17 protein-coding genes and 1 tRNA gene are annotated in these 19,614 nt (G+C 67.5%); 5 read left to right on the forward strand and 13 right to left on the reverse strand.

Annotated features, from left to right (window positions below):
- On the reverse strand, positions 1–440 hold a 440-nt coding region (locus QH470_RS09820), incomplete at its 3' end, for a helix-turn-helix domain-containing protein (protein ID WP_280271982.1).
- A gap of 83 nt (positions 441–523) precedes the next feature.
- Here QH470_RS09820 and QH470_RS09825 point away from each other — a divergent pair.
- From QH470_RS09825 to QH470_RS09835, 3 genes are all read left to right on the forward strand, one after another.
- The gene (locus QH470_RS09825; protein WP_280271983.1) at positions 524–1,849 is read left to right on the forward strand and encodes an MFS transporter; all 1,326 of its coding nucleotides are present in this window, start codon (positions 524–526) and stop codon (positions 1,847–1,849) included.
- 247 nt (positions 1,850–2,096) lie between these two features.
- Positions 2,097–3,557, forward strand: coding sequence for an MDR family MFS transporter (locus QH470_RS09830; RefSeq protein ID WP_280271984.1), 1,461 nt, complete (start codon positions 2,097–2,099; stop codon positions 3,555–3,557).
- A 180-nt stretch (positions 3,558–3,737) separates the two neighbouring features.
- Positions 3,738–5,597 (forward strand): hypothetical protein, encoded by a 1,860-nt coding sequence (locus QH470_RS09835; RefSeq protein WP_280271985.1) that lies wholly within the window; start codon positions 3,738–3,740, stop codon positions 5,595–5,597.
- Positions 5,598–5,719: 122 nt separating this feature from the next.
- Here QH470_RS09835 and QH470_RS09840 read toward each other — a convergent pair whose 3' ends face one another.
- The 3 genes from QH470_RS09840 to QH470_RS09850 all read right to left on the reverse strand — a co-directional run bounded on the left by QH470_RS09840 (position 5,720) and on the right by QH470_RS09850 (position 6,777).
- Entirely contained in the window at positions 5,720–6,040 is a 321-nt protein-coding gene (locus QH470_RS09840; RefSeq protein WP_280271986.1) for a hypothetical protein, read from the reverse strand.
- A 70-nt stretch (positions 6,041–6,110) separates the two neighbouring features.
- The gene (locus QH470_RS09845; protein WP_280271987.1) at positions 6,111–6,455 is read right to left on the reverse strand and encodes a hypothetical protein; all 345 of its coding nucleotides are present in this window, start codon (positions 6,453–6,455) and stop codon (positions 6,111–6,113) included.
- A gap of 1 nt (position 6,456) precedes the next feature.
- Positions 6,457–6,777 (reverse strand): hypothetical protein, encoded by a 321-nt coding sequence (locus QH470_RS09850; protein ID WP_280271988.1) that lies wholly within the window; start codon positions 6,775–6,777, stop codon positions 6,457–6,459.
- Positions 6,778–7,079: 302 nt separating this feature from the next.
- Here QH470_RS09850 and QH470_RS09855 point away from each other — a divergent pair, with 302 nt between their 5' ends.
- Complete coding sequence (locus QH470_RS09855) at positions 7,080–7,793, forward strand: hypothetical protein (protein ID WP_280271989.1); 714 nt, start codon at positions 7,080–7,082, stop codon at positions 7,791–7,793.
- A gap of 5 nt (positions 7,794–7,798) precedes the next feature.
- On the opposite strand, the gene QH470_RS09860 is transcribed toward QH470_RS09855, so the two are convergent.
- On the reverse strand, positions 7,799–9,964 hold the full coding sequence (locus QH470_RS09860) for a hypothetical protein (protein ID WP_280271990.1): 2,166 nt from the start codon (positions 9,962–9,964) through the stop codon (positions 7,799–7,801).
- The gene (locus QH470_RS09865; protein WP_280271991.1) at positions 9,964–10,998 is read right to left on the reverse strand and encodes a hypothetical protein; all 1,035 of its coding nucleotides are present in this window, start codon (positions 10,996–10,998) and stop codon (positions 9,964–9,966) included. The genes QH470_RS09860 and QH470_RS09865 overlap by 1 nt, the downstream gene beginning before the upstream one ends.
- Before the next feature lie 233 nt (positions 10,999–11,231).
- On the opposite strand from QH470_RS09865, the gene QH470_RS09870 reads away from it, so the two are divergent.
- Complete coding sequence (locus QH470_RS09870) at positions 11,232–12,392, forward strand: FAD-binding protein (protein ID WP_280271992.1); 1,161 nt, start codon at positions 11,232–11,234, stop codon at positions 12,390–12,392.
- On the opposite strand, the gene QH470_RS09875 is transcribed toward QH470_RS09870, so the two are convergent.
- The 7 genes from QH470_RS09875 to eno form a co-directional block, all read right to left on the reverse strand.
- A complete protein-coding gene (locus QH470_RS09875) occupies positions 12,355–13,443 on the reverse strand; it encodes a hypothetical protein (protein ID WP_280271993.1) in 1,089 nt (362 codons plus the stop codon). The two genes, QH470_RS09870 and QH470_RS09875, sit on opposite strands and share 38 nt — an antisense overlap.
- 464 nt (positions 13,444–13,907) lie before the next feature.
- Positions 13,908–13,981, reverse strand: a tRNA-Leu gene (locus QH470_RS09880).
- Between the two features lie 55 nt (positions 13,982–14,036).
- A complete protein-coding gene (locus QH470_RS09885) occupies positions 14,037–15,503 on the reverse strand; it encodes a peptide MFS transporter (RefSeq protein WP_280271994.1) in 1,467 nt (488 codons plus the stop codon).
- Between the two features lie 419 nt (positions 15,504–15,922).
- Positions 15,923–16,870: a Ppx/GppA phosphatase family protein gene (locus QH470_RS09890; RefSeq protein WP_280271995.1), complete on the reverse strand. Its 948-nt coding sequence runs from the start codon at positions 16,868–16,870 to the stop codon at positions 15,923–15,925.
- The gene (locus QH470_RS09895; protein WP_280271996.1) at positions 16,863–17,399 is read right to left on the reverse strand and encodes a DUF501 domain-containing protein; all 537 of its coding nucleotides are present in this window, start codon (positions 17,397–17,399) and stop codon (positions 16,863–16,865) included. Before QH470_RS09895 ends, QH470_RS09890 begins: the two co-directional genes overlap by 8 nt.
- Positions 17,396–18,034: an FtsB family cell division protein gene (locus tag QH470_RS09900; protein ID WP_280271997.1), complete on the reverse strand. Its 639-nt coding sequence runs from the start codon at positions 18,032–18,034 to the stop codon at positions 17,396–17,398. The genes QH470_RS09895 and QH470_RS09900 overlap by 4 nt, the downstream gene beginning before the upstream one ends.
- A gap of 102 nt (positions 18,035–18,136) precedes the next feature.
- Positions 18,137–19,426, reverse strand: a complete 1,290-nt coding sequence (gene eno / locus QH470_RS09905; protein ID WP_280271998.1) for a phosphopyruvate hydratase — start codon at positions 19,424–19,426, stop codon at positions 18,137–18,139.
- Positions 19,427–19,614: the final 188 nt, after the last annotated feature.

Genomic DNA, 19,614 nt, shown 5'->3' on the forward strand with positions numbered 1-19,614 from the left:
CGGGTGTAGGCCTCGGTCTGCAGCAGGCCCGGAACCAGTTGCGCCTCAAAGGTTCTGATGGAGTGCGCGGCGTGCTCGAGGCCGATGTAGGTCTCGAACCATTGCGGTAGCAGGTCGCTGTAGCGGTGCCACCAGCCCGGCCGGTTGGCCGTCCGGACGAGTTCGAGGAAGGACTCGCGCTCCTCGGGGTCGTTGACGCCGTACAACGACAGCAGGTCGCGGATATCGCGTTCCTTGAAGCCGGTGCGGCCCAGTTCCAGGCGGCTGATCTTGGCGTGCGAGCCGCGAATATGTTCGCCCGCGGCCTCGCGGGTGATCCCGCACTGCTCACGGAGCTTGCGCAGCTGTCCGCCGACCGCGATGCGCAGAGCCGTCGGACCACGCTCGGCCACAAGCGAATCGACGCTGCCGACCCGAAACTTAACCGGATCCGGAATCATGCTGCTGCTCCGATGCTAGACGGTCGCCACCAAATGTTTATCATACCCGCGAGCCGGGCGTCTTCTCGAATACGCTGCGCTGCATGACCGAAGTTTCGGGGCGGGCGACGATCGGGCAGGCCGCCGGACGAGGGCAAGTCGTGGCGTGGGGGCTGTGGGACTGGGGCTCGTCCGCGTTCCAGGCCGTGATCCTGACCTTCGTGTTCTCGGTCTACCTCACCGACACCGTGGGCGACGACCTGCCCGGCGGGATCTCGGCGAGCTCCTGGCTCGGCTGGGCGTTGGGACTGTCCGGTCTGTTCGTCGCGGTCACCGCACCGGTCAGCGGGCAGTGGTTCGACGCCACCGCCCGCCGCCGACTCTCGCTCGCCGTGCTGACCGGGCTCACGATCATGGTGATGGCGGCGATGTTCTTCGTGCACGACGACCACCGCGAACTGTGGCTGGGTCTGCTGTTGCTCGGACTCGGTTCGGCCGCCTTCGAACTGGCCGGGGTGCCCTACAACGCGATGCTACGGCAGGTCTCCACCCCGGCGACGGTCGGCCGGGTGTCCGGATTCGGTTGGGCGATGGGGTATTTCGGCGGCATCCTGTTGCTGCTGATCTGCTATTTCGGGTTCATCGCCGGCGACGGCGACAACCGCGGGCTGCTGGACGTGCCCACGCAGGACGGGCTGAACATCCGGCTCGTCGCGGTGTTCGCGGCGGTCTGGTTCGCGGCCTTCGCGGTGCCGGTGCTGATGGCGATCCCCGAACTGCCGCGCACGACGGCCGATCCCGGGGCGGCGCGGGCCGGGTTCTTCGCGTCCTATCGCGTGCTGTGGCGCGACCTGCGCGACCTGTGGGCGGCCGATCGGCGCACGGTGGGGTTCCTGGTGGCGAGCGCGGTGTTCCGCGACGGGCTGGCCGGCGTGTTCACCTTCGGCGCGGTGCTGGCCGTGCGGGTGTACGGCATCGCCGACGACGATGTGCTGCTGTTCGGCATCGCCGCGAATGTGGTGGCCGCGCTCGGCGCGCTCGTCGCGGGCCGGTTCGACGACACCGTCGGGCCCAAGGCGGTCATCGTGGCGTCGCTGATCGCGATGCTGGTGTGTGGCGCGGCGCTGCTGGTCGTGTCGGGGCCGGTGCTGTTCTGGGTGTTCGGGCTGCTGCTCACCATCTTCGTCGGCCCCGCGCAGGCCGCGGCGCGCAGCTTCCTCGTCCGGCTCGCACCGCCGGGTCGCGAGGGTCAGATGTTCGGCCTCTACACCACCACCGGACGCGCGGTGTCGTTCCTGGCGCCGACGCTGTTCGGCCTGTTCGCCTGGGGCTTCGGCGCCGATCGCGCGGGCATCGTGGGACTGTTGCTGGTGCTGGGCATCGGGTTGGCGGCGTTGCTGCCCGTGCGCGCGCCCGAGCGGACGCCGTGACCAGCGTCACGATTATGCCCCGCGACCTGTCGAAATGGTTGTCCACCAGGCATTTACCCAGCTATCGAGTGCTGTCGGGCATCGGAAAACCGGATGCTCCGGCCGACGTCCGCCGGGAATACTGAGCGGCGACCGATGAGTTGAGCCGTCCATCCCCGTCCGATCTCATGTGGCACGGGATACGGCAGTCGAAGACTCGCCCGGGGCCACACAGTCCCCATTTCGAGCACGCCCCCGGAGGTACCCGATGTCCGCCGCCAGAACCGATCGCCCGAGCGGGCGGCGGACACCGCCAGTCATCAGATTACTGGTGCTCGCCACCTTCACGGTGATTCTCAACGAGACCATCATGATCAACGCGATCCCGCGGCTCATGAGCGATCTGCACGTCAGCGAGCGGTCGGCGCAGTGGGTGTCCACCGCGTTCATGCTCACCATGGCGGCGATCATCCCGGTCACCGGATGGTTCCTGCAGCGGGTCACCACCCGCCGCGCCTACGCCATCGCGATGGGTGTGTTCCTCGCGGGCACGGCGCTGTCGGCCGTCGCGCCGACGTTCGAGGTGCTGCTGCTCGGCCGGATCGTCCAGGCGGGCGGCACCGCGGTGATGATGCCGCTGCTGATGACCACGCTGATGACGGTGGTGCCCGAGCAGGATCGCGGTCGCGTCATGGGCAACGTCACCCTGGCCATCTCGGTGGCGCCCGCCATGGGCCCGGTCATCTCCGGGCTCGTCCTGCAGATCGCTTCGTGGCGTTGGCTTTTCGTGCTGGTGCTGCCGATCGCCGGCATCGTGACCTGGTTCGGCCTGCGGCAGCTGGAGAATGTCGGCGAACCGGAGACGGGCGCGATCGACTGGTTCAGCGTGGCGCTCTCGGCGCTCGGCTTCGGCGGACTCGTGTACGGCCTGAGCCGATTCGAGACCCACAATGTCGCGACCCCCGCGGTGATCGTCGTGGCCGGACTGGCCGTGATCGCGCTGTTCGTCCTGCGTCAGTTGCGGCTGCAGCGCACCGGTGCGCCGCTGCTGGACATGCGGGTGCTGCGATCGGGCACCTACGCCAAGGCGCTGACCCTGATGGCGGTGGCGTTCCTGGCCATGCTCGGCTCGATGATCCTGCTGCCGCTGTATCTGCAGAATCTGCGCGAACTCAGCCCGCTGCAGACCGGCCTGCTGGTGATGCCGGGCGGCCTGGCGATGGGCCTGCTCGGCCCGACCATCGGCCGGTTGTACGACCGGTTCGGCGGGCGGGTGCTGGTCATCCCCGGTTCGATCGGCGTCGCCGCCGCGCTGGCCGGCTTCACCCAGATCTCGCTGACCATGCCGTACTGGGCGCTGCTGGCGCTGCACATCCTGCTGATGGTGTCGCTGGCCGCGGCCTTCACCCCCGTGTTCACCCTGGGTCTGGGCGCCCTGCCCGCGCACCTCTACTCCCACGGCAGTTCCATGCTGGGCACGCTGCAGCAGGTCGCCGCGGCTCTGGGCACCGCCCTCGTCGTGACGATCATGTCGGCCCGCAGCACCGCCCTGGTGGCCGACGGCGCCGACCCCGTCACCGCCCACCTCGACGGCATGAAACTGGCCTTCGCCGTCTCCGCCGCCCTGGCCTTGATCGTGATAGTCATGGCGATTCTGCTCCCCAACCGCTCCACCAGTCCGGAGCAGCCGGACGAGGCGGAGTCCGAGGCGGAGTTGATCAACAGCTGATAGGGGAATTCACGGCCGAGCGGGGTTCGCCGCCCACGCTCGGCCGTTTCCCATATTTGGGGACTCGGCATAATCGGGGCAGACGTCGCACCGATCGGATCGACGGGCCAGTGCCGTGGCCCTCGCCCCGGCGCAGCTGTTGTACCGATTGCGGCGAGACCACTTGTCGAGGGGTGCGCAGTGACCAAGTACTACCAGTACGCGTCTTCGGACGGCAAGCTTACGAAGACGGACGAGCCCCCCAGGTCCGGCTACTTCACCGGCCAGGAGAGCCCCGGTGGCAAGGTCACCCTGTACCAGGCGAACCCCGACGACCCCGCACATCCGATACAGGTCAGAAGCTGGCCCTTCGACGAGTTCAAAGAAAACGGCATCGATTACCAGGCCGACGGTAAGGCCTTCCATATCAAATGGGAGGACAATACCTCCGTATACGACAGAGATGCGTCCGACGACCGGAACCTGCCGATGTCGTGGACGGACTTTCTCGGTAATCAGAACGATCCGAACCCCGGGGACAAGTTTTCGAATTTCAAGCTGGAGATTCCGGTGCCGCCGGGGAGCGCGGTATCGAATGATCTGAAAGTCGCCATCGGTGTGGCGAACGACGAGTTGCGGTATCTGATGTATCAGATGGGGACGGAGAGCAAGGAGAAGCCGTCGCTGCTGATCTCGCCGGAGAGCAATGATCAGAACGCGATGGACAAGAATTTGTCGGAGACGTTCATGAACACGATCGCGTCGGGACAGACCGCGGACGGGTACTTGTCGGCGATCACGTATCTGGAAGCGCTCGCGGACGAGTGGAACAGTAAAGATTCGCAGTACCTGCTGACCGAGCAGACGCTGGGTAATTTGAACGGCCGCTACTACAAGAGCATGTGGGACCGGATCCAAACGGTACGTGAGCACATGTTCGACAGCATGAAAGAAATCGAGGGCACCGAGACCACCTGGATCGCCGAGCAATTGGGGAAGCCCAAGGCCGACCGGGCCGCGGTCGTCAAGGACCTGGCCGACGACAAGCAGAACACGGCCGGGCTGGAAGCGATGCTGCGAGAGCCCGGGATCCAGCACGTGATCGAGGAACGGCCGCTGTACAACATGATTCGGCAAGCGGTCGTCGGCTGCCGCGACGACGTGGTCTCCTACGTGGACACCGTCGCCGACCTCCCCTTCGACACCGGCACACCCGCGCCCGCGCCCGCACCGGCGCCCGCGCCGTCACCGTCGCCCTCTCCGTCGCCCTCGCCGTCGCCCTCCCCGTCACCCTCGCCTTCGCCCGCACCATCGCCCGCGCCATCGCCGTCACCGGTTTACGCCCCCACGCCCACCCCCACGCCGACACCGACACCGACACCCACGCCGACACCCTCACCGACCGTGACGCCCGTATCCGACACCACCGGTAACGACGACTTCAGCAACCTGTTCAGCGACCTCGACCTGACAGGTGAGGACGGCAGTGCCCTCAGCGACGAGAGCGGCCTCGTCACCGCCGACGGTTCGCCCACCGGCGGTGTCACCACCGCGGCCAATACCACCGGCAACGGCGGCAACAACGCGGGCAGCGGCGGCGGTGACCCGCTCGGCGGACTCGGCAATATCGCGCCCCTGCTGATATCCGCGCTCTCCAGCGCACTCGGTGGCGCGGGCAACCTCCTCGGCGGCGACAAAGACAAAGAGGGCGACAAGCCCACCGAAGAGGACATCAAGGAACGCGAAAAGACCGCCTACGAAGCCGGCGTCCAGTCACAGCAGCAGACCGTCACCGCCCAGCAAGCCTCCTTCACCCAGCAAGGCACCGGCGCGACCGACCCCAATGCCGCCGCCACCCAACCCGCCGGCGTCACGGCACCCGCCGGTGCGACCGCTCCCACCGGCAACGGCGCCCCGCCCGGGGCCGTCACCGCACCCGCCGGCAACGGCACCCCACCGCCCCTCAACACCGCCAACGCCCAACCCGCACCCACGGTCGCCTCTCCGCCCCCCATCGCCACTGCGCAAGACCCCAGCGCCATCGAGCCACCGAAGGTCTGACGCGACACAGTCGCCGCGGGATAAAAGCCGAATGCCGATGGTCGTCCGGATCGACGACCATCGGCAGAGAGCGAAAATGTGGTTATCGCACCGTCGGCACATGCCGAACGGGATTGGCGGACTTACACTTCCGGCGCGCTGCCCCGGACTTGCGACCCGCCGTGGATATCCGTGGTCGAGAAGTTGCGCGAAGCCCCGTACGCGTTGTCACCGGTTGTCTCGTGACCCTCGGCCTTCGTATTCCAGCCGGTCTCGTGAGCGGTCCGGTACTGCCCGTCCGACCAGACGAGGTACGAGTGGGCGGCATACCCGTAGGCACCGTAGAACTTGTTGCGGTACTCGTCGTTGGTCTTGGCGCGCTCGCGACTCGCGGGTGCCACACCGTGGTTGTCACTGCCGCTTTGATGCAGATTGTCCGGGTCCTGATTGACGGGTCGCGCCATGCCGAGTGCCTCTTTCTTTCCGACCGAACTCTTTGCAGTGTCGCACGTCCCCAATCGTGGGAATGCGCGGTCAGTAGCTGCCGCCGAATTCCTGCTTCTCGGCGAGGCGGTACTGAGCCTCGGTGGGGAGGCCGAGCGCGTCGGCGAGGCTCCCGTTTCCGTACCGCTGGACCAACTCCGCGCGGCGGCCGACCCTGGCCTTCATATGAGCCAGCCGGGCGAGCCGGACTATCTCGGCGGCGAGCCAGCTGTCGGTGGATTCCCACACCTCGTCGTCGAGGTGCAGTCCGACCACGATGCCGTTGCGTTCACACGCGACACCCACCGAATAGTCGGGGTTGAAGACCTCGTAGACCTGATTCTGCGGCACGTGGTCGCTGTGGACCGCGGCATCGACGTCACCCGGCGTCGCCATTTCACTCCCCACGGCCTGCCCGGCGGGTTTCGGGCCACTCGGTCGCCCGCACCGCCAGCCGGTGCTGTCGCAGCGCGTCGATCGCGCTCTCCTGGATCGCACCCACGATCTCTGCGGCCAACTGTTGCCGAGTCATTATCTCGATCGTGCCCGGGGCGATGTACAGATCCGTGAGCCTGGCTTCGGCATCGACTTCCGGAATCACCCGCGAGGTCGGAGATGGCCGCCTGGCCCGGATCCGGTCGATCCGTTCCTGCATCTCATCGATCGTGTGGATGAATTCCTTGCTCGAACCGAGCGCAGCCACCGTCTCGGGATGCATCTCGACCATGATGGCCCCACTCTCCAGGACAGCTCACCGTCCGGCCGGTGACGTGTCGCCCTCTCGACAACAGAACCGTGAACCCGGCGCGGCAGGCGCGTCCAGCATGCCCGACTCGGCAGCCGACTGGTCCACGTGCCACCTCCAGGCAACAGACCTCATTATCCCCACTCCCCACAATTGGGAAGAAGGCGCGAAGGGGCCTGTTATACCACCGGGCCGGGCGGGTTCCCAGAGGAGGCAGCCTCGGTTTGCGCGCGGTACCGTTCTCTCAGTCGGTCAGCCCTTTCTTAGGTGGATGAATGGAAAAGGACCCCTCCGGGTGCGTCGTGCTGGTGCCCGCGCGGGATCACATCGACCCCGCATGTGAATACAACCTGCGGCGACTCGAGCATCTCGGATATACGGTGTGGCGCGTGTTCGGTGTTTCCGCCATCGATCAGGGACGCAATCGGCTCGCCACCAAAGCGCTGGCCAAGGGATTCGACGAATTGATGTGGATCGATTCGGATGTAAAATTCGAACCCGAATCCGTGGAAACGCTTCGATCACACGATCTTCCGATCGTGTGCGGCATCTACGCGAAGAAACATCCACGCTTCCAGCCTGCGTGCGGATTCCTGCCCGGAACCCGCAAGATTCATTTCGGAAAGCACGGCGGCCTGATGGAGATCAGGCACGCCGCCGGTGGATTCCTGTATACCAAACGCGAAGTATACGAGAAGATCGTCGTGCACGAGCAGCTTCCGATATGCCAGCGGAACAGCAGCCCACGCATCCCGTTCTTCCTGCCGATGGTGGTCGAACGGGAGGACGACACCTGGTATCTCGGCGAGGATTTCGCGTTCTGCGAGCGCGCCCGGCGTTCCGGATTCAGCATTTTCGCCGACACCAGGATCCGCCTGGAACACATCGGCAGATACAACTACTCATGGGACGACGCGAACCAGAGCTGGGAGCGGTACACCGGGTACACCATTCACCTGAACGGGAGTGAAGATCAAGATCCGCAATAGCGGCGTCAGATCTTCGGCGGTTCCGCGGCGCCGGGGCTTTGGGCGGCGGTGACGGGCGGCGGGGTGGCGGCCGCGGTGATGGCCGTGGGGTTGGGTTCGGGGTTCGCTGTGTCGTTCGGGTCGGCGATACCCGAGGGATGGCGGAATCCTTGGAAGGCGCCGTAGTTGCTGTCCTGCGGGTTCTGCGGGTCGAGCGGAATGAGTTGGCCGTTGTCGACGTAGCTGAGCGTGCCGTTGTCGACGACGATGAGGGCGCTGTGGTTGGACCATTGGACGATATCGCCGGTTTGGAGTTTGTTGAGATCGTTGACGATGGTCCAGCGGTGGTCACCGGTGGATTCGCCGGGAGTGCCGGCGTACGCGGCATTGGCGTCGACGGCCCCGCCGTGGAGTTGCCGGTTGAGGGCGTCGGCGACGGTGGTGGGGACCTGCTGGGTGACTCCGTCGCGGATGGGGAAGTCGACCATGGCGCCGGGCGCGTTGACCGGAGGCGGGTTGCCGTTGCCGGTGGGCGCGGTGACGGCGCCGGGCTGGGCCGCGCCGGCGGCGTTGGGGTCGGTGGCGGCGGGCTGGGCGTAGCCGGCCTGCTGGGCGGTGACGGTCTGCTGAGATTGCGCCCCGGCTTCGTAGGCGGCCCGCTCGCGCTCCTTGATCTCTTCTTCGCTCGGTTTGTCGTCGTCTTTGTCTTTGTTGCCGCCGAGCAGGTTTCCCGCGCCGCCGAGTCCGCTGGTGAGCATGGTCAGCAGCATGGGAAGGATGGAAGTGAGTCCGCCGAGGGCGTCACCGCCACCGCCGCCGCCTCCCGTGTTGCCACCGGTATTGCCGCCGGTGTTGCCCGCGGTGACGCCGCTGCCCGTGGGGAGACCGTTGCCGGTGGTGCCGTTGCCCGCGGTGACGAGTCCGCCGTCGGTGTCGGCGCCGATCGGATTGCCGTCCTCACCGGTCAGGTCTAGGTCGCTGAACAGGTTGCTGAAGTCCTCGTTACCGGTGTTGTCAGCGGGGGTCGGCGTCGGAGTCGGCGTGGGGGTGGGAGTCGGTGTCGGTGTGGGTGTGGGTGTAGGCGTCGGCACCGGGGTCGGCGAGGGAGACGGTGACGGGGAGGGCGAGGGAGACGGCGAGGGGGACGGTGACGGCGAGGGAGACGGCGCGGGCGCCGGTGCGGGGGCGGGTGCGGGTGTGCCGATGTCGAAGGGGAGGTCGGCGACGGTGTCCACGTAGGAGACCACGTCGTCGCGGCAACCCACGACCGCTTGCCGAATCATGTTGAACAACGGCCGTTCCTCGATCACGTGCTGAATCCCGGGCTCCCGCAGCGCTTCTTCCAGCCCGGCCTTGTCCCGCTTGCCCTCGGGCAGATCCTTGACGATCGCGGCGCGGTCGGCCTCGGGCTTCTCGAACTGCCCGTCGATCCAGGTGGTCTCGGTGCCGTCGAGTTCCCGCATGCTGTTGAACATGTGCTCACGTACCGTTTGGATCCGGTCCCACATGCTCTTGTAGTAGCGGCCGTTCAAATTACCCAGCGTCTGCTCGGTCAGCAGATACTGCGAATCTTTACTGTTCCACTCGTCCGCGAGCGCTTCCAGATACGTGATCGCCGACAAGTACCCGTCCGCGGTCTGTCCCGACGCGATCGTGTTCATGAACGTCTCCGACAAATTCTTGTCCATCGCGTTCTTGTCGTTCTCGGACGGCGAGAGCAGCAGCGACGGTTTCTCTCTGTTCTCCGTCCCCATCTGATACATCAGATACCGCAACTCGTCGTTCGCCACCGAAATGGCCGCTTTCAAATCATTCGACACCCCCGATCCCGGCGGAATCGGAATTTCCAGCTTGAAATCGGAAAACTTGTCCCCGGCCTTCGGGTCCTCCCGTTTACCGAGAAAGTCGGATTCGAGATGATGATTGACGAGTGCGGGAATCTTGTCGTCGTGTTGCAGAGCATCGACAAGAAGGGGATATTTCTCCTTGTCCCCGTCCGAGGCATCGTCGACCAGATCTTCTCGAATGCCCATCCCGAGGCTCTTGATGACCTCGGCCATCTGGCCCGGTGGCAGGTCGTTGAGATCCCTCAGGTAATCGCCGACCTTGTCGTCGTCGACGTCGCCGAACCACATGGCGTCATCCCAGTCGCCCCTGAGATCGCTGACCAGTTGGTCCTTGTTCCTGCCCATCAGGATCTCCTGCCCTCACCATTTGCTGCCGGGATGAGTGGATGCTCCACGATCTGGCCATACGTATACAACGCATCGCGCAGCGTCTGCTCGCCCGCCTCCTCAGCGGTAAGCAACAGTAGTTCGCCTGCGCGACGCTCGAACATCAAGGCGCGCAGGGCATCCGCGCCGGGTGGGGCCACCGGGGTCCCGACGGCAGATTCGGAAACATCAAGCCGCCGCGACCTCGATACGGCCGCCAGCATGCCGTCGGCGTCCCGAAGCTGCCCCCACCAGCTTGCCGGAATCTCGCGACCGGCACACAACGCTTCGAGGGTCCGGTGACGCAGGTCGTGGTACGCCGTCAGATCTCCGCCCGCATCGATCACCGCGGCCCGCACCCTCGCGTCCGCGTCTCGGGCGAGCTCGAGGCAGGTGGCCCGAACGTCCCCTTCGGACGCCTCCGCGGCACGGCGCAGCAACTCGTCGGACCCGGCGATCGTGAGCCGATCGACCAGGCCCACACCGGGCGACGCGAGGTCGACTCCGGACCTGAAGGCTTCCACCTGGTCCTCGACGAGAACCCGGCCGCCCAGACCCGCGCGGACCGTTGCCGGAATACGCCGGGACGACGCCAGTGCGCTGATCCGACCACGACCGCGACTCTCACCGAGCAGGCCGAATTCGACGAGCGCACGAGAGGGATCGGCAACGCCCTCCAACGGATCGATGAGTTCGTCGGCCGGCTTCCGGCGAATCACCGGCCAGCGCCACAGGGTGGTGACCTCCACCGGCAGGAACAGTCCCGGCGGCAACCAACCGCGCCCCTCCGTGGTGTTCAGCAGCACCAAGGCGCCCGTCGAGGTTCTGAGTATCGCCACCGCCCACTCCAGGCCGGCCGCCGAGGCGGGCGCGTCGGCAAGGATCGCGGCAACCAGAGTGCGGGCGAGATGCAGGTCACCGTCGTCGGATTCCCCGACGAAGAAAGGCGGAGGAACCGATCCTCCCGCCACCGCCTCGGCCGCCGCCACGAGTGGACCTCTCGGCAAGACCATGGGTCGGCCCCTCGTCTGTGGCACAGTCATCCTTCCGCCCGGCTACCTGGGACGTATTGTTCCGCCTTCTCGCGGATGGGGATCCACACGCATTCCCATGGACGGGAAGTGATTACAGTGTCCGGCGGGCAGGTCATCGCCGATACCGGACCAGTTTCGCGAGGTTCATCATCGAGGAATTCGTTACCGATTTCGGCGGTCTGTGGCACGCCGCCCCGAAGGCCGTGCATCGAATGCCGACGGCGATTCCCGCCGAGCTGCTCGGGTCGGGTAAGCCGATGACATTACGTGGCGCGGGCCATTCCTGCGGCGGCCAGACCGTCACCGAAAACGAACTTCTCGTCACCTACGCGCCGGACACCTACGCACGTGACATCCGCGATCTCGGCGGCGGCCTGATCGAGGTGCCGTCGGGAGCGAGTTGGTACGCCCTGGAGCGACACCTCAACCGACACGGACGATCGGTTCCGGTGCTTCCCAATTACCTGCACATGTCGGTCGGCGGCACGCTGTCGGTCGGGGGTATCGGAATCACCTCCGCGCGCCACGGCATGCAGATCGACCACATCGAACGGATCCGGCTGATCGACGGGACCGGGACCGGCCGGTGGTGTTCCCGCACAGACCATCCGGAGCTGTTCAGGTTCGCGCTGGGCGGGCTGGGCACCGTCGGACTGATCGAGCGGGTCGTGCTGCGGTCGGCGCCGTATCGCCGCTTCGCCCACGTGCACCGCGCGCACCATCGAACCGTCGCCGATCTCGTCGAGCACACCGAGCGAATCGCACGCTGTGACGAGGTCGACATCTTCTGGGCGTCGGTGCGCCGCAACCGCTTTCGCTCCGCGACCGGCTGGATCTCCGACGAACCGGAGCACTGCGATGCCGAAACCTGTGTGCGAGTGCCGGATCTGCCGTTCGCTTGGGATCGCGAGCCGGAGCGGGCCGCCGATCGCGTGCGCCTGTGGACCGACTACCTCGTGCCCGCCGGGCAGCTGGCGCCGATGGTCGCGGCGGTGGAGGCCCATCGGCTCCGGCCGCCCCTCGATCGGGCCCGCACGATGCTCTATCTCCTGATCGTGCGCCGTCGCGCCGACGCCGTTCCGTTCGCCTTCGCACCGGCCGCAAATGCGCCCGTATCGATCGGGGTGGGCATCTACGCCTGGGTCGATCGCGACCCGGCCGCTACCGCCGCCGTTCGCGGAGTATTCGACGATCTGCTGCAACGCTGCTGTGAATTGGGCGGGCGCCCTTACCTGTACGGGGCCGACGACCTCGACGCCGCCTTGGCCGAGCGACTCTACGGGGCCGATCCGAGCCGACTTCGGCAGCTGCGCTCCGCGCATCGGCTGGAGCATGTCAACGCTCACCTCGGGCTGGTGCGGCACTCGCTGTGATCCACAGCGGTGTGCCGTAGACATTCAGCTTGTCGATTCCGCTGTCCGGGGAGAAACCCAGCCCGACACCCGAATAACGCCAGACCGCTCCGGCCGTCTCGGCCGCCTGCGCGAGGGCATCGACGGCATCGGTGCTCCCGTGATGCCGGGCAGCGAGTGCACGGGCCAGCTCTGTCACGTCGGTGTGCCGCTTACCGAGCAGGTAGAGCGTCACGGAACTCTTTCCGTGACGGTGTGCGCGGCAGAGAGCCAGGTTGTACTGCCGCACCGGGTTCGCCTCCGCGCCGCAGCGGGCGAACTCCGCCAACATCTCCGCGATCGGGTCGCCGAGATATCGGACCAACTCCCCCGGCACCGCCGGGTCGTTGTACCGCGTGGAGAGATAGATCTTGTGGGTCAGGTCGCCACCGGAATCCACTTCCAACGCGGCCGCGACCGGTCCCACGAACTTCCGACCCTCGGGCACCGACACCGATCCGGCGAACTGGGGCCACGCTCGGCACAATCTGTCCACGGCCCCGGGCGCCACCCGCAGGTTCGCGTAGACCTTCAGGTACGCGGCGTGGTGCGGTAGCGCGGCTCGATGCGTGATCCCGGCCCAGGTGACGAAGCGATGCCGCCTGGACACGGCCGCCGGGTCGGGGTAGACGGTCGCTACGAAGGACCGCAGCAGTTCGGCGACCGTGGAGTCGGCCTCCGGCAAGCGTGCGACCAGGTCCGGGATCGTGGCCAGTTGGACGGCCGCGCGCCGGGCGAATTCCGTTTGCTCCGTTGCTGTTTCGGTGACGTAGCGCAGGGCCGGGACCACCTCGCCGCGGCCTCCCGTCACGCTCACCTCGAGCGGAAATCCGGAGAGGGTCAGCGTGGTGGCCCGCCGTCCGTCCGGCCACACCGGGTGCAGCCGCGCGCCGCAGGCGCTCGCCGCCACGGCGCGAACGGTCGCCGCGTCGGATCCCAACCCCAACCTCTCGGTCGCGGCGACGAGGTAGTCCCCGACGACGCGGGACTCCACCACCCTCGGCGCACCCGCGACGTCCACCACATCGGTCATCTCAGGACGTTCCTCGCGCCGCGCCGGACGAGCCCTCGAGCATGCGGTACCGGTCCTTCCACCATCGATGAATTCATTGTCGGGCCTTCCCGCCGGTGACGGCCGAGAGACCCGGCGCGCCGGCCCCCAACCCTGCGGAAGCTGGTTTGCTGCAAGGAAACTGACGGGTCGGCCACACCCTGGCAACCAGGGTGGCCACTCGGCGCGGGCATGACGGCGTCCGGTTGCGTCACCACGTACGGGCGCCCCGACAGCACCATCCGAGAGCGCAGTGACGAGGATCACAAAGCCGTACGGCGGCACACCCGGCGAACGTGTCCCCGCACCGCCGCGTCGCCGGTGCCTGCGCCGAGCGTTTCGACCACGCCGACGCGGTCGCGGACATGATGGGCGCGGGCACCGAGCGGGCCGCACAGGGATGTAACACAGCCGGACCGGAGGACCGATTACCTGCTGTGTCGTCGTGCCCCCGGTCGGGATCGAACCGACACTGGACGGATTTTAAGTCCGCTGCCTCTGCCAATTGGGCTACGGGGGCGTCCGGTCAACCTATCAAACTTGTACGGTCGTCTCGGAATTATCCGAAAGTTTGCTCAGTGGACTCCCTCCATCAGACGGCTGACCCGTGGAGCGAAGAAGTAGACCACGATGCCGACGGCGATGGCGACCAAGCCGGTGGTGCCGAAGTAGGCGATCTCGTGCCCGGGGTCGTAGTACTTCGACAGCACACCCGACATCGCGGTGCCGAGGCCGACGGAGAAGAAGTAGAGGGCCATCATCTGTGCCCGGAAGGCTTCGGGCGCAAGCTGAGTCGTCACCGCGAGGCCGATGGGCGACAGCAGCAGTTCGGACACCGCGAACCCGCCCAGGACGAGGAACACCAGCACCGCCGGCACCGTCTTGCCGTCGAAACCGGCGAGCGCCACGAACAGCAGGAACGACGCGCCCATGCCGATCACGCCGTAGGCGAACTTGCGCGGCGTGGTCGGTGCGCGATTGCCCAGCCTGGTCCACAGGATCGCGAACAGCGGCGACAGCACGATGATCCAGACCGGGTCGGCCGAGCCGACCCAGCTCGACGGCGCGGTCCAGCCGAACAGCGACCAGTTCATCCGCTCGTCGGAGTACACCGCGAGCACGGTGAAGATCTGCTGGAACAGCGACCAGAACACGGCGTTGGCGACGAACAGCGGGATGAATGCCCGGACCCGGGTGCGCTCGACGGGCGTCACCTTGGGACTGCTCAGCATGACCGCGAAGTAGGTGATCGCCGCGATCACGATGACGCCGGTGATCACGTCGGAGAGGTTGTCCAGCGTCAGCAGCCCGGTCGCGACGGCCACCGCCACCACCACCAGCAGCCCGGCTACCGCACCGAGCACGGGCCCGAAGCCGTTGCGCGGCAGCGGGTTCGGCACGTCGCGGCCGTGCGTGCCCAGATTGCGCCGGAACACCACGTACTGAGCGAGGCCCAGCGACATGCCGATCGCCGCCGCGCCGAAGCCGTAGTGGAATCCCACGTGCGTCTGCAGCAGGCCGGTGATCAGCGGGCCGATGAACGAGCCGATGTTGATGCCGAGGTAGAACAGCGTGAAGCCGCCGTCGGCCCGCGCGTCGCCCTTCTCGTAGAGGGTGCCCACCAGCGACGAGGCGTTCGCCTTCAGCGCGCCACTGCCCAGCGCGACCAGCACCAGGCCGACACCGACACCGGCCAGGTCCGGAATCACCGCCAGCGCGAGGTGTCCCGCCACCACCACGACACCGCCGTAGAACACGGTGCGCTCCATGCCGAGCACGCGGTCGGCGACCCAGCCGCCCAGCACGGTCGACATGTACACCAGTCCGCCGTACGCGCCGACGAGTCCGGTGGCGGTGGACTTCTCCAGCCCGAGCCCGCCCTCGGTGGCCGAGTAGTACAGGTAGTAGCCCAGGATCGTGACCATGCCGTAGAACGAGAACCGTTCCCACAGCTCGACTCCGAACAGGTTCACCAATCCGATCGGATGCCCGAACAGGGTGCGTTCGGCACTCCGCTGCGGTGGGTGGACCACTCCGGTCATGTACTCGACCTTTCCATGCACGCAATTCTCCAGCAACCGGATCGCAGTTGCGGTGATTCGGCGGGCCGGGTTTCGGCGCGCCGCCGCAGCAGACTAACTGGACGCATGAATTTACGAGATGGATTCCGGTCAGGATGTTCAGGTCATGAGCGGTTCGCACGCAGAGTGCCCAAGCCGGCCGGTTCGGACTTGCCAGAATGCGCGACGGCGACACGACATCCCTCCCCTTGCGATCACCCCGGTCGGACAAAACGCCCTTCCCCGCCAATGGCTCGAATGTGCCATCTGTCTGAGAAGGACAGCAGCTTGCGAGCAATATACCGGCCGCGGCAGATTCGGACAGCACACAGGGCACGACGCGACGCCCGACAACGGGTGCGCCGCAGCGTGATCGGGGGTGTGGGCGGGGACGCGAGCGCTCAGGCGACCGACGCGGCGATGCCGTCGAGGATGTCGTGCTCGCTGACGATCAGTTCGGTGATGCCCGCCCGGCGGGCCAGCTCGTCGGCGAGCACCTCGGCGATCACCGCGCCGCCACCGATCACGTCGACCCGGCCGGGATGCATCGGCCCGAGCGCGGCGCGTTCGTCGTGGTTCATCGCGATCAGCCGATTGCACACGGCCCGAACCTGTTCCAGGCTCATGCGGGTGAGATGCACCTTCTCCGAATCGTATTCGGGCAGGTCGAGCGCCACGGCGGCGAGCGTGGTCATGGTGCCCGCGACGCCGACCCAGGTGCGCGCCCGCTCCACCGGCACCACCCCGAACGCCTGCGCCAGCCGCTGAGACGCGAAAAACCGTGCGGAGGCGACCTCTTCGCGAGTGGGCGGGTTGCCGTGCAGGCAGCGCTCGGTGATCCGCACACAGCCGATGTCGGCGGAGTACGCCGACTCCACGCCCGTGCTGTCGCCCAGCACCACCTCGGTGGACCCGCCGCCGAGGTCCACCACGACGAACGGCCCTTCGGCACTGGACAATTCGTCGACCGCACCGGCGAACGACAGCCGGGCCTCCTCGTCGCCGGTGATCACCTCGGCCTGCGCGCCGGGCGCCACGCGGCCCAATTCCGCTGCGGCCATGGCGAAGAAGTCGTCGCGATTGCGGGCGTCGCGGGTCGCGGAGGTGGCGACCATGCGCACCCGCGTGACACCCGCGTCCGCCATCCGGTCCACGTAGTCGTGCAGCGCCGCCCGGGTCCGCTCGATCGCCTCCGGGTGCAGTTCGCCCGTGGCGTCGACGCCTTGGCCGAGCCGCACGATCCGCATCTCCCGGTGCACGTCGGTCAGATGCTTGTCCGCGCCGACCTCCGCGATCAGCAACCGGATCGAATTCGTGCCGCAATCGACGGCGGCCACCCGGTCACTCATCGCTGTCCTTCCCCTGCTGGTACTCCACGTACTTCGGCCAGTCTGCCGCAATCGCGGTGCCGCGCAAGCCGTTGTCGGCCGCGAGCGCGACCGCCTCGTCGCCGAGCGGGTTCACCCCCGGGCCCTTCGCCAGCGCGTGCGCCATCAGCACGTGCAGGCATTTCACCCGCTCCGGCATTCCGCCGCCGCTGAAATCGGTGCCCAGCGACTCGATGGCGTCGCGCTCGGCCAGATAGCTCTCGTGCGCGGCACGGTAGGCGGCGGCCAGTTCGGCGTCGGCGCCGAGCCGCTCGGTCATGCCCTTCATGACGCCGGTCGCCTCCTGCCGGCTCGCCTCGGCGGTGAGGCGGGGGTCGGTCAGGTAGTACAGCGTCGGGAACGGCGTGCCGTCGGGCAGCCGCGGCGCGGTCCGGACGACGGCCGGCTGCCCGTCCGGGGTGCGGTAGGCGATGCCGAGCACGCCGCGCGGCGGACGGCCCAACTGCCGGGCGACGATCTCCAGATCGGCCTCGCTGGCGGGCTCTGTCACCGGGGCGCTCCTTCGGGGGTCGGGGGTGGTGCGGCCGCATCCGGCTGCGGCGCGGGTTGCGGGGTCGACATGCTGCGCCACAGCTCGGTGTACCAGGGGTCGGGTTGGCGCGCCCGGGTGGCCTGGGCCGGGACGGGCGGTTGTTCGATGCCGGGCACCTGCACGATGTACGCGGTCTCGCCGGGCATCACCAGGCGCAGCCGATCGCGTGCCTCCGACTTGATGTAGGCCGGATCCTGTTGCTGCGCACGGCGATCGCGCAGGCGGGCCAGATCGTCCTCCAGTTCCCGGCGTTCCTGGGCGAGCTGGGCGGCCTCGGAACGCTGGCTGAAGTAGGTGCGCATCGGGACGGCCAGGGTCAGCGCCAGCGCGCACAGCACGGCGGCCAGGATGACCGCGCGGCCGGTGGACAGGCCGAGAATCTTGCGCTCGTGCTTGTCGCGGGCGGCGCGGGCGCGGGCCGCCCGCGAACCGCCGGTCCCGGTGCGGCGCTGCGCGGCGCGCTTACCGGCGGCGGTGCGAGCCGCGGGAGTGGAACCGGTGACCGGCTTGTCGGGGCGCGACCGGGCGGTCCGCGACGTGCGGCGGTCCCCGCGCCCGGACGGACTGGCACCGCGCGCCCGTCGCTCCGTCATCTCACACCTCGAAAATCGGCTGCCTGCGGGGCGGCGCGCGGGGATCCCGTCGTGACCATCCGGCCCCGGCACGCGCGCCGCATGACGACAGCTCCGACCGTACTACCCCTCGAGAACAAAGCGCGGGAACGCGACGTCCCCGGCGTAGCGGGCCGAATCACCCAGCGCGTCCTCGATGCGCAGCAGCTGGTTGTACTTGGCCACCCGCTCGCTGCGCGCCGGCGCGCCGGTCTTGATCTGCCCGCTGCCGACCGCGACCGCCAGATCGGCGATGGTGGTGTCCTCGGTCTCGCCGGAACGGTGGCTCATCATCGACTTGTAGCCGTTGCGGTGGGCCAGTTCGACCGCGTCCAAAGTCTCGGTGAGCGTGCCGATCTGGTTCACCTTGACCAGCAACGCGTTCGCGGCGCCCTTCTCGATGCCGTCCTCGAGCCGCTCCGGGTTGGTGACGAACAGGTCGTCGCCGACCAGCTGCACCTTGTCGCCGATCTGGTCGGTGAGCGAGACCCAGCCGTCCCAGTCGTCCTCCGACAGCGGGTCCTCGATCGACACCAGCGGGTAGGCGGCCAGCAGTTCGCTGTAGAACTCGGTCATCTCGTCGGCCGAGCGGACGCTGCCCTCGAACTTGTAACCGGTACTGGCCGTGTAGAACTCGGTGGCCGCCACGTCCAGCGCCAGCGCCACATCGCTGCCGACCTGGTAACCGGCCTTCTGGATGGAGGCGACGATCAGGTCCAGCGCCTCGCGGGTGCCGCCCGGCAGGTCGGGGGCGAAACCGCCCTCGTCGCCCAGGCCGGTGTTCAGGCCCTTGCTCTTCAGCTCGGCCTTGAGAGCGTGGTAGACCTCGGCGCCCCAGCGCAACGCCTCGCGGAAGGTGGGCGCGCCGATCGGTGCGATCATGAATTCCTGCACGTCGACACTGGTGTCGGCGTGTGCGCCGCCGTTGAGGATGTTCATCATGGGCACCGGTAGCACGTGCGCGTTCGGGCCACCGAGGTAGCGGAACAGCTCCAGGCCCGAGGACTCGGCGGCCGCGCGGGCCACCGCCAGCGACACGCCCAGCAGCGCGTTCGCGCCCAGCCGGGACTTGTCGGGGGTGCCGTCCAGATCCAGCAGCACCTGGTCGACGGTGCGCTGCTCCACGGCGTCCAAACCGATGACGGCCGGGGCGATCTCGTCGAGCACGCCCTCCACGGCCTTGCGCACGCCCTTGCCGCCGTAGCGCTCACCGCCGTCGCGCAGCTCCACGGCCTCGTGCTCGCCGGTGGAAGCCCCCGACGGCACGGCAGCCCTGGTCAGGGTGCCGTCGTCGAGAGCGATCTCGACCTCGACAGTGGGGTTACCGCGCGAATCCAGGATCTCGCGAGCTCCGACCTGTTCGATGATGGCCACGAAAACGACACTCCTTCGGCTCCTGACTCGGTCCCGCCCACCGCCGTCCATGAGCAGGTCGCACGGCGAACCCGTGCTCGGATGAGCCTACTGTGTTTGTTTGCCGAGCTTCGCTCGGCGGGTTTGTGGCGCCCTTGGTCTCGGGTTTCGGGGGTCGCTGCTGGCTCCTTCGTCGCTTCGCAGCGACC

The organism is Nocardia wallacei, from assembly GCF_029868745.1.
GTDB lineage: Bacteria > Actinomycetota > Actinomycetes > Mycobacteriales > Mycobacteriaceae > Nocardia > Nocardia wallacei_B.